The 15,339-nt window shown below is 60.6% G+C and carries 15 protein-coding genes and 1 tRNA gene; 9 read left to right on the top strand and 7 right to left on the bottom strand.

What is annotated here, in order from left to right:
• Positions 1–2 precede the first annotated feature (2 nt).
• The 4 genes from RHP72_RS06400 to dcd all read right to left on the bottom strand — a co-directional run bounded on the left by RHP72_RS06400 (position 3) and on the right by dcd (position 2,734).
• Positions 3–1,526 carry a hypothetical protein gene (locus RHP72_RS06400; RefSeq protein ID WP_311094474.1) on the bottom strand — a complete coding sequence of 508 codons (1,524 nt, stop codon included), beginning with the start codon at positions 1,524–1,526 and terminating at the stop codon, positions 3–5.
• Between the two features lie 30 nt (positions 1,527–1,556).
• Positions 1,557–1,763, bottom strand: coding sequence for a hypothetical protein (locus tag RHP72_RS06395; protein ID WP_007726530.1), 207 nt, complete (start codon positions 1,761–1,763; stop codon positions 1,557–1,559).
• A 91-nt stretch (positions 1,764–1,854) separates the two neighbouring features.
• Entirely contained in the window at positions 1,855–2,139 is a 285-nt protein-coding gene (locus tag RHP72_RS06390; protein ID WP_054187570.1) for a hypothetical protein, read from the bottom strand.
• A 25-nt stretch (positions 2,140–2,164) separates the two neighbouring features.
• Entirely contained in the window at positions 2,165–2,734 is a 570-nt protein-coding gene (gene dcd / locus RHP72_RS06385) for a dCTP deaminase (RefSeq protein WP_003943702.1), read from the bottom strand.
• Between the two features lie 305 nt (positions 2,735–3,039).
• Between dcd and RHP72_RS06380 the strand changes: the two genes are divergently transcribed.
• The 4 genes from RHP72_RS06380 (at position 3,040) to RHP72_RS06365 (ending at position 7,628) form a co-directional block, all read left to right on the top strand.
• Positions 3,040–3,113, top strand: a tRNA-Gly gene (locus tag RHP72_RS06380).
• 2,483 nt (positions 3,114–5,596) lie between these two features.
• The gene (locus RHP72_RS06375) at positions 5,597–5,959 is read left to right on the top strand and encodes a GntR family transcriptional regulator (RefSeq protein ID WP_007726518.1); all 363 of its coding nucleotides are present in this window, start codon (positions 5,597–5,599) and stop codon (positions 5,957–5,959) included.
• Positions 5,956–6,891, top strand: a complete 936-nt coding sequence (locus RHP72_RS06370) for an ABC transporter ATP-binding protein (RefSeq protein ID WP_311094473.1) — start codon at positions 5,956–5,958, stop codon at positions 6,889–6,891. The genes RHP72_RS06375 and RHP72_RS06370 overlap by 4 nt, the downstream gene beginning before the upstream one ends.
• Positions 6,888–7,628 carry a hypothetical protein gene (locus RHP72_RS06365; RefSeq protein ID WP_007726514.1) on the top strand — a complete coding sequence of 247 codons (741 nt, stop codon included), beginning with the start codon at positions 6,888–6,890 and terminating at the stop codon, positions 7,626–7,628. Before RHP72_RS06370 ends, RHP72_RS06365 begins: the two co-directional genes overlap by 4 nt.
• A 148-nt stretch (positions 7,629–7,776) precedes the next feature.
• Here RHP72_RS06365 and RHP72_RS06360 read toward each other — a convergent pair whose 3' ends face one another.
• Both RHP72_RS06360 and RHP72_RS06355 read right to left on the bottom strand, forming a co-directional pair.
• Positions 7,777–8,268, bottom strand: coding sequence for an FBP domain-containing protein (locus RHP72_RS06360; RefSeq protein WP_007726512.1), 492 nt, complete (start codon positions 8,266–8,268; stop codon positions 7,777–7,779).
• A gap of 200 nt (positions 8,269–8,468) precedes the next feature.
• Positions 8,469–9,086: a DUF1109 domain-containing protein gene (locus tag RHP72_RS06355; protein ID WP_042452341.1), complete on the bottom strand. Its 618-nt coding sequence runs from the start codon at positions 9,084–9,086 to the stop codon at positions 8,469–8,471.
• A 183-nt stretch (positions 9,087–9,269) separates the two neighbouring features.
• On the opposite strand from RHP72_RS06355, the gene RHP72_RS06350 reads away from it, so the two are divergent.
• From RHP72_RS06350 to RHP72_RS06330, 5 genes are all read left to right on the top strand, one after another.
• Positions 9,270–10,934, top strand: a complete 1,665-nt coding sequence (locus RHP72_RS06350) for a hypothetical protein (protein WP_234551966.1) — start codon at positions 9,270–9,272, stop codon at positions 10,932–10,934.
• 46 nt (positions 10,935–10,980) lie between these two features.
• Positions 10,981–12,234, top strand: a complete 1,254-nt coding sequence (locus tag RHP72_RS06345) for a wax ester/triacylglycerol synthase domain-containing protein (RefSeq protein ID WP_042926669.1) — start codon at positions 10,981–10,983, stop codon at positions 12,232–12,234.
• Positions 12,235–12,371: 137 nt separating this feature from the next.
• Positions 12,372–13,256 (top strand): MBL fold metallo-hydrolase, encoded by an 885-nt coding sequence (locus tag RHP72_RS06340; protein WP_042452347.1) that lies wholly within the window; start codon positions 12,372–12,374, stop codon positions 13,254–13,256.
• Between the two features lie 186 nt (positions 13,257–13,442).
• Positions 13,443–13,904, top strand: coding sequence for an Hsp20/alpha crystallin family protein (locus RHP72_RS06335; protein ID WP_007726499.1), 462 nt, complete (start codon positions 13,443–13,445; stop codon positions 13,902–13,904).
• A 58-nt stretch (positions 13,905–13,962) separates the two neighbouring features.
• Positions 13,963–14,106, top strand: coding sequence for a hypothetical protein (locus RHP72_RS06330; RefSeq protein WP_165639161.1), 144 nt, complete (start codon positions 13,963–13,965; stop codon positions 14,104–14,106).
• Between the two features lie 356 nt (positions 14,107–14,462).
• Here the strand turns inward: RHP72_RS06330 and RHP72_RS06325 are convergent, their stop codons facing one another.
• A complete protein-coding gene (locus RHP72_RS06325) occupies positions 14,463–15,179 on the bottom strand; it encodes a TetR/AcrR family transcriptional regulator C-terminal domain-containing protein (RefSeq protein ID WP_042452349.1) in 717 nt (238 codons plus the stop codon).
• Positions 15,180–15,339: the final 160 nt, after the last annotated feature.

Below are 15,339 nucleotides of genomic sequence, written 5' to 3'. Positions count from 1 at the left end.
AGTCAGAGGCCGAACACACGTTTGGCAAAGCCGAGATGCTCGTCGGCCCAGCCGATGACGCCGAGCGTGGAATCGAGATTCTGCGGCGGAGTGCGCACCAAGGTGTCGCGTCGGACGAGTCGGTCGAAATCGATCTGAGCGCGGTCGAACTGGACCCCTGCCGTGACCATGATGTTCGCCAGTTCTTGCGCCATCACCCCGTACGCGACTGTCGTGGGATGAACGCCGTCGAGCGAGAAGAGGCCGCCCGAAGCGCGGCCGCCGCGACCGTCGGCGGAGAGGAACAGCGAGTCCGGCACGGGTTGCAAGTCGGTCAGCGCCTTGGGAAGGGGGTACGGCGTCCACCATGACGGCCGCGCATTGACGTCGGTGACGTAGCGCCGTGAGGCCACGCGCTCGAGCAACCCGGCAATATCGCAGAGGTACCAGTCCTTCCCCACCCGACGGGCATTCGCGACGGCTTGCTCGATTCCGTCGTTGTACATGTCGATTGCGGTGTCGACGGCCCACGCCTGCGCGCCGGTGATGTGCTGATCGCGTTGTGGGTCGAAGTCGGTGTCGCGCACCCACGGTCGTGCGTAGTACGGGAAGTAGCGGGATCCGATTTCGATCTTCCCCCCGAGCCCGTGGGCGATCGGTGCGATGGTCACGTGTGGGACGGTGCAGAGGATGACGTGCTGGGCGTTGATCTTGCGGATCGCGGCCAGCACCTCGGCGTACTCCGACGCGAAGTGCTCAGGCCGCCACACCGTGTAGTCGCGCTTGCCGCCCGGATCACGGAAGTTGTTGCCGCTCCACTCGACTCGAAGTTCGGTGACGGTGCGGAGCGCGTTGTTGGCACCGAGGAAGACGATCAGAGTTTCGATGCCTTCCTTGCCCAACTCCGCTGCTGCGTCGAACGCGGTCATACGCTTCTCGGCGTCGGAGCCTCGCGGCAGAACTCGCAGTGCGGCGCGCTCGCCGTTGTTCTCGACGATCTGGCTGATCAAATCGTCGTGCGGTTGGTGAAGAGCATCCTCGCAGCCCTGCGCCGTCTTGGTCAGAGCGTCACGAAGATCCCACCCGTACACCGAGAGGTTGTGGTTGATTGTCGAGAATGTCGGCGCTTCGCTGCCCGGTCCGCGTTCCCAATAGTCCTCTACCTGATCCATGAACGCGCGCGCAGCAAAGAGTGCGAGCGGCACCTCCCAGAGGTCGAGCCGTGGGCCGAAGCGCTCCTCGAGGGTGCGGAGCAACAGTTCGATGTTGAGCGGAAGCCCGCCCGGGCCGCCGTAACGGGGAAAGCGGAACTGGTCGAGCCGGCCCAGCTGGTGAGCAATGATCGCCGGGTACGACAGATCGGTATTGAAGATCGCCCCGCTCTGGAATCCCTGCGACAGCGAATCGCCGATGACCACCAACCGGTGGGGAGCATCTCCCCCTGGCGGAACTACCGGAATCCCCACTGTGGGATCGAACTGCGGAACCCTTGGTCCGCCGGCGGCCGCGGCCACGACGTCGTCGGGAGTATCGGATGGAAGTTCCATGCCCACTCACCTCCGGAAAAGTCGAGCTGGTCAGCTGATCAGTGGTGGCTTACGCCGATCGGCATTGTCCTGCTCCGATTGCTTCTCGATCGACCTGACAACCTCGTCGGCCCACTGTTGATTTCGCCCGTCGAATTCCGCGCGGTCCCGACGCGCGATACCCCGCCCCACCAGGATGGCAATCGGAATGGAACACACGACCCATACGAGTAGTACGCCTCCGACAATCCACCACATAACCAGTAATTGTGCCCGATTCGACGACTGTTGTGCTCCAGGTCGAAACATCTGTCCGAATCGTGGCGGTCAATCCAGTTGAGCGCGCAGGTCAGAAACGATCTGCGCCGACGGTTTCGCGGGCTTTGCGAACCTGATTCCAACCACGAGCGGCGATGCCGAAGGCAACAAGCGACATCAGATCCGAGACCGTCAGACCGTGTTCTCTGTTCAACGACCACAAGACCTGACCTTCCAGCGGTCCATTGAAGAACAGCCACGCCACCCCTGCACAGACGGTCACAACAACACTGGCTTTGGACGGCTTCATCAAACACACGGTGCTGGTCACGAACAACAAGTTCATGAAAACCAGACCGTAGAAAATTCCGATCATGCGACTCCCCCCGAAGTTCGTTCGTTCAGCCGCGGTTGAAGTTCAGGTACGCCTTCGACGGTGTCGGGCCGCGCTGGCCCTGGTATTTGGATCCGGCCTCGGAGCTTCCGTAGGGGAACTCTGCAGCGCTCGAGAGCTTGAGCAGGCAGAGCTGTCCGATCTTCATTCCCGGCCAGAGCGTGATCGGCAGGTTTGCGACGTTGGACAGCTCCAGTGTGATGTGGCCGCTGAAACCCGGGTCGATGAAGCCGGCGGTGGAGTGCGTCAAAAGGCCCAGGCGCCCGAGGCTCGACTTACCTTCGAGACGGCCGGCGAGGTCGTTCGGCAGTGAGCACACTTCGAGAGTCGAACCGAGAACGAACTCGCCGGGATGAAGCACAAACGGCTCGCCCTCTGCCGGTTCGACCAGGCTGGTCAACTCGTCCTGGCGAAGTGCCGGGTCGATGTGCGTGTACCGCGTGTTGTTGAAAACCCGAAACAGACCGTCCAGGCGCACGTCGACGCTCGACGGTTGCACCATGGAGTCGTCGAAAGGGTCGATACCCAGACGTCCAACGGAGATTTCGGCACGGATGTCACGATCGGAGAGCAGCACAGGTAGAGGCTACCGGTTCTGCGGGCAGTGCCGGCCCATCGCCGGGGCGATCACACTGTGGTTACCGAACACGATGCGCGGGTTCTGGACTCCCACTGGAGAGCCCAGCCCCACCTATCTCAAGTTCTCCATCCCGAAAGGTGTTCCTGCGCACAAATTTTGGGCAAATCATTTACCGAAGGCGCCGACTTCGACACTCCTGTGTTGATCAATGGCGGCCGGGGACACCGCTGCTTGAAAGCTCGTCTGATAATGTTCGGAAAGCACGTTGATCGGCGGTGAAAACACGTCCGGTCGGCTGCGACGCCGATGTAGTTCAATGGTAGAACATCAGCTTCCCAAGCTGAATACGCGGGTTCGATTCCCGTCATCGGCTCCACAGATTCTCCGCAGTTCAGAGCCCTTTTGGGGCAGTCGAACTTCGCTTGTTTGGGACCCAATCCTGTGACAGGTACACGGCAGGTACACAACCCCCTCCATTCAGTGATCAGTCAATGTGAATCCAACGAAAATGGGGGTGCTAGAGGACCGCGTCTCGGAATTCTGCAGTTCATCGATGCAGTCCGACTGGTCGTCCCCCGGCCTGAATCGGTGTCCATTGCGCGCACTGTCAGGAGAGTGCTGTCGACCTCGAAGCCGATGGTCGCCGGTACCTCGGTTCGTTTGCCGTCCATCAGTGATTCGAGCGCGACTACCAACCGATGGGGTTGGAAACTGTCTCCGCTCGGACTCCGCGCGCTTATCAGTTGAAGTTTTTGAAACCGATCTGCCGTAGCGCACCCGGACACCGGGGACCACAACTCATGCAAGAATGCAGATCTTCTCACAATCACAACTGTGAAAATACCCAAGTTCGTCAAAAATCACCTTCGAAAAGAATCAAGTACGTATTCTTCCTCAGTATCGGACGCCCTAACCGTAAGTGCCAATGTACGACCATCGCTCTGCACGGATCCGGAGAGCCGGATAAAGCTCGAAGAAATACCCCAGTTTCGAGGACTGTCACATTAGCGTCGTGCTACCTTCCCGACGATCTTTAGAAACCGGCAGATTGGCCCCAATTCGATAGAAGGCCGTAAGTGTCCAGAGTCGAAACCTCATTCCCCGCAAGCATCGCAGCGTCTTCCCTGGTTATGACGTTCGGAACTACGGCTTCTCACGCAACTGCCAAACCGGGCAACTTTGGCGCAGGTGCTTCTGGTGGATCTTGGTTGGTGGACTACAACTCCTCGAATGGCCTCGGATATATCAGGACAGTCACCTCATTCGGTCCAGGCTCGCCGCTTACATTGCAGGTCTCAATCTCGATAGCAGGACATCTGCCCTGTATGCAGTAGCGAATACTGCCGGGCCCTAGACGGAGCGAGGAGGTGAATTCAAATGGATAACGTCCTCTTTGCTATCGTCAACGTGATCGTGGCGATGGCGAACGGTTCCACGATCCCCTTCTCATTAGAAGGCGCAGGGCCACTAACCGCTCCCGACTTGTAGAGAAGATCGGCCGACCGCATGTGGATGACATTTTCAGCTCTGCCTGAAACCTGCATATCAGAAGATGCGTGGATCGTGCGGTGGTCACAAACATAAGCTCCCCTTCCTGGCCAGGAAGGGGAGCTTATGTTTGACAGTTCCCAAATAGTCGGTCGAGGCCGCCCCGAATAGGATCAGCAACCGAATGTCACAGCGCCGACTGGTTTGATCACGCGAGTGTGCACCGTGAGCAGAATTCACACAGAGGTCGATTAATGTGCATCTGCTGAATCAGCCTTCTCAGCTCCGTTTGATCGAATACGTCTGCTGGCTCGAGTGCCCTTGCTACGGGGAGGCAAGCTACCGATCTCGGACGCGGGCGCTGTCTCTTGATGTTGATGTTGACCACGATGGACCTGTACCTAGTTGGCACTGACCAATTTAGGTCGTCGAACAGGTAGCCGGTGGAAGCGCTTCACTCTTCGGCGTGATCACGAGCGGCCGCTATGTGGTGAGGATCGGTCGGTCTCCTCTTGAAATGTAGTCGGCAAATCGTTCAATTCCTGCTTGTGAGAAGCTTCCTCGACCTGCGCGTCTAAGTGCGGCTTCGACGAATGGGAGCGGTTTCCTGCGGTATGTGCGGTAGATGCTGTCGAGTACTGGTTGCAGTGCCCGGCGTGCGAGGTCTGCTGTTTCCGGGTCTGAACCCCCGAATTTCACTGTCACATTCGGCATAGATACCCCTGCTGGTCGAGTGTCCGATTCCCTGGCCGGAAGCGTACGTATCGGGATTGCAAATCAGTACAGAAACACCAAAACGGGGCGCTAAGTCCCTACTTGCGGTGGATACGACTCCGTCTTTGGGTTGACGAAAAGGGGCCCGACCGCCGCGTGCGGTCCAGCTTCCGTTCTACGACTACGGGTTACGCCCCGAAGCCGAGGCTGGTGGTTTCGCCTGCTTCACGGGTGGGTGGCGAACTGCCGATGCTGACGGGTGTTTGCGTCAACACATAGCGAACTCTCCATCGACAACGTCCATGCAGATTGACCCCCGCGACATAGTTGCCGCCTTCGACGAGGTGGCCGAATTCATTGAGGCGATAACTACCGGCCACCCGAAGGTGCCCCGTCCCGTGGTCGACCACCTAGATCGGCGGTTCCATGGTTCCGAAGAAGCTCAATGCCTGTGCGCAACGCCCCGGGATCTGGAAGTCGTAGCCGGTCTGCATCCAAGCTGTTCCATCAGCCTCTGCGATGAATGTCCCGATAGGCAGCGCTCGGAGACCCAAGTCATCGGTGCCAGATTCCGCGATCTCATTGCCAACATGCGCCACGACGTTCTATGGTTCATTACATGAGTAATGAACCAGTGAACATCGGGCATCGATCATCGTGATCGACGACGGACGACCACTGTTCCAGCAGATCGCCGAGCAGATCGAAGGCTCGATCATCGACGGCTCCCTGCCGGAAGACGGGCAGGTGCCCTCAACCAACGAACTGGCGGCGTTCCACCGAATCAATCCGGCGACGGCAGCCAAGGGCCTCAATCAGCTCGTAGGCGAGGGGATCCTCTACAAGAAACGGGGAATCGGAATGTTCGTCACGGTCGGTGCCCGCGACGCACTCAGGTTCAGACGCCGAGAAGCGTTCGCGCGCCAGTACATCGAGCCGCTGGTCGCGGAGGCCGACCGGCTCCAGATTTCCCTCGGCGAACTCAAATCCATGCTGGACGACAGGAAGGCGGACCGATGAACGCAAGCACGACAACGACCGAGCCCCGAGTCAGGCGTTTCGACGAAACTGAACTTGTCGCCTCGATGCGCTCCGTGGACAGAAAGTACGGGGATGTCGACGCGCTCGCGGACGTCTCGTTCGAGATCAGCCGCAACAAGATCTACGGCCTACTCGGCCGTAACGGCGCAGGCAAGACGACGATCATGCAGATACTGACCGGGCAGGACCTGCACACCAGCGGCGACGTCGAGGTATTCGGCGCTGCCCCTTTCGAAAATGCCGACGTCCTAGCAAACGTGTGCTTCGTCAAGGAAAGCCAGACGTACCCCGAAGACCTCAAGGTCAAGCACGTACTCGTCGCCGCCGGCCATCTACTCCCGAATTGGGACCACGCGTTCGCCGAGACACTGCTCGACGACTTCCAACTTCCCCTCTGTCGCAAGGTGAAGAAGCTTTCACGCGGCATGCGGTCGGCATTGGGGGTGATCATCGGACTCGCCTCCCGCGCGCCCCTGACGCTTTTCGACGAGCCGTATCTCGGTCTCGATGCCGTTGCACGCCAACTGTTCTACGATCGCCTGCTTGCGGACTACGCCGAACATCCTCGCACTGTGGTGCTTTCGACTCACCTGATCGACGAGGTAGCCAATCTGCTCGAGCACGTGATTGTCGTAGACAGCGGCCGGATTGTCGTCGACGAGGACGCGGACGCACTGCGAGGTCGCGCCGTGCTGGTATCCGGTCCCATTGATGCGGTGGATGCCGTTGCTGCGTCCGGCAGGGTCCTGCGCCGGGAGACACTGGGCGCCCACAGCCGAATCATGTTGCAGGCCGATGTGACAGAGACCGAGCGAAACCGACTGCGGGAGGCAGGAGTCCAAGTGGAACCGGCATCTTTGCAGGAACTTGTCATCGCGACTTCGACGCAGCGCAAGGAGATCACCGTATGAGTATCGCAACGACAGAGCCACGGACGGTCCCGAAGACGCCCGCTCGGTCCAGGATCGGTGCCGTCCTACAACTGCACACGGTCGCGTGGCCGTTGCTGATCGCCTGGCCGGTGGGCATCCTGTTGATCTCGTTCCTGATCAGCTTCACTATCTACGCGATCGTCGGGAACGAGGAGGGTGAAGGATTCACCGGCAGTGTGTTCTCGGTCTACGGTTTCGTGCTGGCGTTCTACCTCCAGTCGATGACGCAGACGTTCCCATTCGCGCTCGGACTGAGCGTGACCCGCCGCGAGTTCTTCACTGCCACCACGGTTATGGCGCTGGCACAGTCCGCAGTCTTCGCAATCGCGCTGCAACTGCTGTCCGTGCTGGAGTCCGCCACCAACGGCTGGGGTGTGCACATGCGCATGTTCGGCATCGCACGCTATTTCACCGACAACACCGCCGTACAGTTGCTCGCACTGTTCGCGACGCTGCTGCTGACCAGTTCGATCGCAATGCTGGCAGGTGCTATCTACCAGCGGTGGAGGATCACCGGTCTACTCGCCTCCCTCACCGGGCTTTTCGGCTTGCTCGGCTTGTCAGCGATCGCGATCACCTGGGCTGGGTGGTGGCCGGCGATCGGTTCGTGGTTTGTCGATACTCCCCGAGTGGTACCGATGGCGCTACTCCCTCTGGCCCTTGCCATCGCGTGCATCGCCGGAGCCTGGGCGACGTTGCGTCGAGCAACGCCGTGACCGCGCAATCATGTGCGACGCCACATGTCGCGTCGTTTCGAAGTGCTCGTCGGATCAAACCCGTCTAGACAGCTCGTCCCCCTCCCTGAGTCAGGAAGGGGGACGAACGTCGCAACAGGGTGCTACCTCGTCCCCGATTTGGTCCGCTCTACTGCCGAGCCACCCGCTCGACAAAACTCGAAGCCCGCAGCACCAGTTCGTCTTTCCGGTTCTGCCGCGCAGCGGCGGCATCGTAGCCGGCATACGGGAGCGGGGGGTCGTTACGAACATTGGACGAGCACTGGAAGTCTCGGCAGATCAGTGTTCCGACCGTGCTGCCACGTCGACCGGCGGGCCCGGCCAACTTGGCGCCGTAGAAGACGACCTCGTTGGGGAGTCGCGTGTCGCGGCACCAGGAGCACTGGGCGCGCGATCGCGGAGTGGCCTCGGCTTGAACGAGCAAGACTCCGATGGTCTCCCCGTCGAGTGTCGGGACGATCGCGTAGGCGCGTCGGCCCATTTTCGGATCTCGCCAGCCCAGGTAGTCGAGAGCGTCGAAGTCGATGGTGCCGAAGCCGTCCGGCAGGGTGAGATCGGACTTCTCCTTACGACTCGCGTTGACGAGGCTGGAACGAATAGATGTATCGGTCAAAATGATCATGGGTGTGTACCAATCGTGGCTCGGTGAAGGTGGGTACAGCTCATGGCCCGATCAGCACCAAGTGCTGTCGGGTCCGAAATGCGCTATCTGTCGCCGGCGAAGACGACGCCGACAACCCCCTCACGCCCATGGGGCGTCACCGTGTACGTATCCACACCGCGATGGTAGCTACAGGCCTGCGTTACAGGCCACTCGATTTATCAGTCACGCCATACCGCCGTGAACTCGTACCAAGGTCCGCCGAGGTGAGTTGCGGAGAAATCATCGAACCCCGATGGTGGGCCGCTGGGCGAGTACACCCACCCACTCGAGGTGATGAACATGCTGTCGTTGTCGATGAAGTAGACCTCATCCGGCCGCACGACATGGGCACTACTGATATCGAACTGGCCGATCTCGAGCTCTTCCACGGTCGATTCAGGCTGCTCCAAAAGACCAATTGCGATGGTCTCGAACTCTCCGCTCTTGTCGAGGAAAGTTGCCGGCGGCATCAACAACACCAGAGCTACTGCAGCGATGACGGCGATCGGGGAGGACAGAATCCACCACGACCACCGCCGGTCCTGGCCAAGGACATAGAGGGTGCGGATCGCCCACACCAGACCGACCACGATCAAGATGAGCAGAGCCGCGGCGCTGACGAGGAAGGGATCCAACCATCTGTACTCCCCGAACGGCGAAGGCCACCAACCGTAATGCCGGCAGACCAACGCAATGAGCGGAACAACGGTGAATGCCAAAAGAATCGGCCCCGGTGGCTTGGACGACTCCGGAGGGTCAGCTACCAACCATTCACCCAGCGACTTCGGCCTTCTCATCACCCCACCGTATCTGCAGGTCATGGCAAAACTCAGCTACACGGCGAATACCTTTGCAGTACAAGCACTCTCGTTCCACTCACAACAACCAACGCAGCGATCGGCACTCTCGCCGCAACCGACACAGATGGACAAACCTCACAATTCGCAGATTCAACGTGCCGATCATGCGACAATCGGACGGTGAACGAGACCGCGAGTGGAGTTTCGCACCCGCACCGACCGCGACTGCTGAGCGTCGGCGTCCTACTCTCCGCCGCCCTCCTGTGGTCCACTCCCCTCGCCGCTGCCGCGCCCACCGAACCTGGGCCGGCCAGTTGCATATCATTCGGAACCGCCCAACTGCCACCAGGTGCGCCCTCCGGTGGAGGTCGAGTCGGGTTGGCAAACCTACCGACATTCACCGGTTCAACCGCCCCCAGCTCGGTCCAGATCCGCACGCCAACTACGCAATTCAATCGTTTCTGGGACTTCGCGCTAGTCGACCACGACTTACTCGCTCGGCCGCGAGAGCCAGGCGCATCAACGGCTCAACCGTGGCGTTTCGTGCCGATGCCCGGGTGCCTGCGTGGACGATTGGTCGGGATATCACTGGACGACGACGAACTCGTCGCTGTCGACGACAACGGCTGGATCTACACGATGGACAACGCATCCCAGGATCCGCTGGTGTGGAATTGGACCTCGGCATGGGGCGCACCGCTGTGGAGCGGTCCCGGCCGACAACTCCCCGGAGACCACCCGAACGGGTGGGCACTGAGCGTCTCGTCGCCTTGGGACAACCAAACTTTCACCGACGTCGCAGGACGGATTCACTTCGTCGGACTCGCCAAGATGACGATGATCCCCACGTTGACCGGGGACGGCAGCCGGATAACCTACGCGGACCCGTGGCTGCCCAACGACGACAGCTACGAGATCGGCGGCCCGCTCGGCGGGCGATTCCAGGCGGACTCGCTGTCGGCGGCCGGATCAACCACTTTCGTGATGAACAAGTACGGCGACATGTACACCCGCACATTTGATTTCGATTCTTCGGGATCGGACTCGATCTTCTTCCGCTACAGCTGGGAAGATCAGTCGGACAAGCCGTCGGCACCCAACCTCGTGGCCGAAACACTGGACCGCAGCACCGCCGCGATCCAACTTCCGGCCCCCGACTGGGTGCACCAGCCCAAAATTCCCGGTGAAGTTACATCCGCGATCAGTGTGCACTCACTCGGTCCCGGCCCGAACCGGCGGGAGTTGCGTGTCGAGGGTCTCCGCGGCGCCGAATCCGGCTTCTGGCACAAGGATCTCGTCGGCGGCGACTGGGAGTTCACACCGACCGGCGCGTCCCTCCTCGGCACACTGATCGAAAACGCGCCGACAGACCGGTCGACGGATACCCTGTCCCCCGCTGCCCCCTGGCACTTGTCCACGACCTTGCCCGCCCGCGACGGTGCCATCGACGGTCAGACTCTGATCGACATCGGGTTTCCGTACTCTGTGGTGGATCCGCGCATGCTCGACGCGATCGGCCAGCACGCACAACCGTCCGGATACCGACTGGACGTGGACCATTTCGACCCGGTCGCCACCACGCGGACCGCGACCGTGACTGCACCGGATGGCACGGTTCTTCCGGTCGTCCTGCACACCGCCGACGGACTACGGATGACTCCCCGCGCATCCGGCCTCGATGCCGATCCGCGCCACCTCGTCGGGGCAATCGAGATCCCGTCGGACGCGTACGCGGATCGGGCATCGAACCCCGCTCTGGACGCGTTCGTGCAGGACTGGATGCACGGAAACCCCATTGCCGCGATCACGCTCAGCGCCACCGACCACGACTTGGTGATCCGCTAGCCGAAAACAGCGCCGTCCACCATGTCGCCTCGATTAGGCTCAGCAGATGGTCGACACCACACCCGACGTGCCGATATCACCCGTCGACGCTGCGAGCTTCCAGCTCGGTGTGCACGTCCAGCCCTACCTGGTCACTATTGCCGGACTGCTCGCTCCTGGTGGCTTCGTCGATCGAGACGGTCGACCTGATCTAGTGCGACTTCACCGCACTCTCGCCGCTCACATCGCGCAGGAGCCGTTACTGCGGCAGCGACCGATCATGCGGAACGGGTCATGGTGGTGGACGGAAAACGACATCGACTTCGACCTCCATCTCTCGCTTGACGAACGCGGGCCTACAGAACCCGACTTCGAATCCGTCTGTGGTCGACTCGTGATGCAACCCCTCGACACCACCCGACCGTTGTGGCACATCGCCTTCGTTCCTGCAGCTCGACCGGGTCTGTGCGGCATTGTGATCCGAGTGCATCACGCGGTTCTCGACGGCGCCAGAGCCAGCGACCTTTTCGAGCGCTTGTTCGCCTCACCTGATTCGAAAAGTACCGACCCGGGCGCTCCCGTGCCGAACATCCCTCCGAAGGCCGCCGGTTCCCTCGACCTCCTCCGATTTCGAATCGGTACTTTCCTGCACCGGCCAATCCGATCACGGGTGTTGCTGGGCGCCATTGGTCCCACGAGATCGATCTCGTCCGTCAACGTCCGCACCTCTCTGATCGAGCATGCCGCGCAGCAAGCGGGAGGCACTTTGAACGATGCCTATCTCGTTGCGGTGGGCGGCGGACTGCGATTCATCCTCCAAGAATGCGGCGAGCCCATCCCCAAGTCGATTGCGGTATCGGTACCCGTCGCAGTCACAGCGATCGGTAGCGCACGCAATGCCGTCGGGTTCATGATCATCGACCTTCCACTTCGTGAAACCGACCCACAACGCACAGTCGCGATCGTCGCGAAGCAAACCGCTGCGGCCAAACCTTCCGCACGCGCTGCGGGAACAACCTTTCGGTCACCGCGTATCGCCGGCGTTTTCGACAAGCTCGCAAAGCGGCAGCACATGATCGGTGCAGTCGTGTCCAACGTCCATGGACCGCGCGGCCCGCTCACGCTCGACGGGGCAGCGCTAGTCGAACTCTGGCCTCTGGGCCCGTTGGCGGGCAATGTCCGCGTCGGCTTCACCGCAGCGTCCTACAACGACACATTCTGGATCGGAATCCAGGCCGATGCCGAGCATCTCCCACCTGCAAGCAAGATCGCCCGAGCCGTCGAACGGACTCTCGACGAAATAGCCGGCACTGCACACTGACTGGATCTACTGCCACTATCCGATGCACCTCGCCGCTTGGGCAACGGATACTGTCGAGACGTCTCGACAACATCTCCACTGATTCGAGCCTGCAAGCCGGTGTCGTCACGACACGATCGTCACGAGGAAGGCGAAAGATGTTCACACCTGCAGAATTCGGCAAGGTCTCGGTACTGGTTCCTGAGAACGGTGGTGCCGTCCCCTACGGGAACACCGTGGTAGTGCACGGATCTGAAAGCACGCTCGTCATCGACCCTTCGCTCTCCCTCGACCGCGACCCCGTCGGCGCAGACCTCGTATTCGTCAGCCACGGGCACGAGGACCACATCGCCGGACTACGCCATTTCGACACCCCGGCCTATGCGCACCATCTCGACGCACCCGCAGTCGCATCCCTCGACACGATGCTCACCAATTACGGCCTTCCTCCGAACGAACGAGTCGAGGTCCAGCAGTCGATTGCTACGCAATACGGCATACCCCCGACCCACGAGAACGTGTCGGGGATCGCGGGCGGCCACGTCTTCGACCTCGGCGACCGCACTGCGACAGTCATTCATTTGCCAGGGCACACCCGCGGACACTGCGGGGTCCTCGTCGAACCAGACGGCTTCTTCTACGTCGCCGACATCGACCTCACCTCCTTCGGCCCGATGTACGGCGACCTGGGTAGCAGCGTCAACGACTTCCTCGACTCCATCGACCACGTCGCAACGATCGACGCACGCTGGTACGGAACATTCCATCAGAAGGGCGTGGTCGAGGGCAGCGACGAGTTCCGTCGCCGGTTGTCCGCATACCGCGACAAATTACTGAGCCGCGAAGACCGTCTCATCCAATTCCTCGGCGAACCAAAACTCTTGGAAGACATAGTCGCTCATCGACTCGTCTACCGCCCCCACGTATCGGCCCCGTACGTCGACGCCGTCGAACGACGGACAGCTCAGCTACACCTCGAACGACTCATCGCATCCGGTGCCGTCACAGTCGACGAAGACAAGGTGTTTCGCCGGACCCTCTGACATCCCTGGCGAACTGATCGCGCCATTTCGGATACTTCCGAAAATCGGACCGAAGTTCACCGAAAAAATCTGGCACTCGAGGTTGCAGAGTGCCAGCTTGGCTGGTTATCATGTTCTCGCACAGTAAGTTCGGTCGCCGTCGAGGTGACGGTGACCTTTCTTAGACGATACGGGAGGTGTGTTGCTGTGCTTCGTTTCGATCCTTTCACCGACATCGACGCGATCACCAAGTCCCTGCTTGCCACCGGAACCGGCAGCAGCCGAAGTCCACGCTTCATGCCGATGGACCTCTACAAGATCGATGACCACTACGTCCTTCACGCCGATCTTCCCGGCGTCGACCCAGGATCAGTGGACGTACAGGTAGACGGCTCGACCCTCACCCTGACCGCGCACCGCAGCGCCATTTCCGAAGAGGGAGTGACGTGGCTGGCCGGTGAGCGTTTCACAGGAACATACAGAAGGCAGCTGTCCATCAGTGAGGACATCGATTCCGAACGGATCGTCGCCTCATACGACAACGGCGTGTTGACCGTGACCTTGCCGATCGCAGAGAAGGCGAAACCGCGGCGGATCGAAATCTCGTCGGGGCCACCGTCCCGCACCGCAAACTCCGAGGTGAAAACCCAAGGACAGATCGAAGCCTGACCTGAACGGCTTGGCACGAAATCGACTGTACGAGAGCCTTTCATCCAGGAGGTCCACTATGCCCGCACCAATCATGGCCCCCGCCGCAGCTCTGGCTGAACCGGTCGTCTGGAACGAAGACCCGCAGCGGCAAGGCTGGTGGAAGCGCATCCTCGCGGCCACCCCGCCCGAGAACCCCACCAACGAAGAATTTCAACCCTGACAAAACCAGACCGTGTTCGCCGAATACGGTCACCCACAAATGAATTGATGCCTTCCGTCCGTCCACCGAGGCGGACGGAAGACATTTACAGGCGCTCTACACACGTTCAGCTCGATGAAGCATTCCGGCCGAACCGAAGAGCCATCACCTGCAGCAGGTCAGGAACCGCCCGAAATGGGCGAAGCAGGACGAAACACTCACACAACAAGGACGAAGCTCGCCGCCACCTGCCGACCGTGACTCGTACGGTTGAAATGTAGACGTCAGTGACTGCGCTGACGCTTACCGACCTCGTCGGTCCCCTGAATTGTGTGGCCGTCGAGGTCGTCTCATGTCGATACCCAAACTGAAAGTGGTCAGCCCTCAACCCTCGTCGGAGGAGATGCCGTCGCCAGACCCTCCAGAAGGATTGCCAGACCGCGCTCGAGTTCGTCCTGCCCGTCGTAGTGAGCCATGATCGTAGCCATCGACCGCAGTCTCGGAAACTCGGCAAGCGCAAGCCGATGCAGACCGAGTCGCAAGAGATCGTCCGTCTCCTCGGGATTTTCGACTATTTCCTGAAGCTCGTTGAGAATGTGCCCGTTGAGGAAGCCGAACACTGCTCGGTAGATGTGTAATGCGTCTTCAGGAGTGAAACCGGCCCGTATCAGCAGTTCGAGAATCGCTTCGACGTAGCGCAACGTCCCGGGAGGACGCAATCCGAGCGGGGTGGACAGCGGCCGAGTGACCAGCAAAGGAACCACGTTGGGGTGCGCGAGCGCGAGGCGGCGATACCCGTACGCAACTGCGTGCAGCTGCCCCCTCCAGTCGCGATCGGACGGGTCGACGACCAGTTGTTCGAGCACGGTCTCGACGACCCCGTCCAGCAGGGCCGCCTTGTTGGCCGCGTACCTGTAGAGAGTCATCGGATTTCTGTCGAGCGCTTTGCCCAGTCGGCGCATGGAGAGGCCGTCGGCACCTTCCTCGTCGATGATCGCCAACGCCGTCGAGAGTACGAGCGCCCTGGTGAGGGGCTCCTCGCGGTCCGCGGCGGGAATCAAACCCTTAGTGCGATCTGGCGAGTGTCCGGTCATTCACAAAACATACAACGTATGCCTACGCGTTGACAGAACAGTACGGCTGGTTTACTGTTCGGATACGCCCTATGCATACAACGTATACACACATCGTATACCCGGAATGTCCGGATTTACGTGGGCGCTCATCGATACGTCCCGGCGCCGGAGTCGGCGC

Source organism: Rhodococcus sp. SG20037, from assembly GCF_031763325.1.
In the GTDB taxonomy this organism is placed as follows: domain Bacteria; phylum Actinomycetota; class Actinomycetes; order Mycobacteriales; family Mycobacteriaceae; genus Rhodococcus_F; species Rhodococcus_F qingshengii.
Note: the sequence above shows the minus strand (reverse complement) of the source record. Positions and strands in the feature narration are given on the sequence as shown.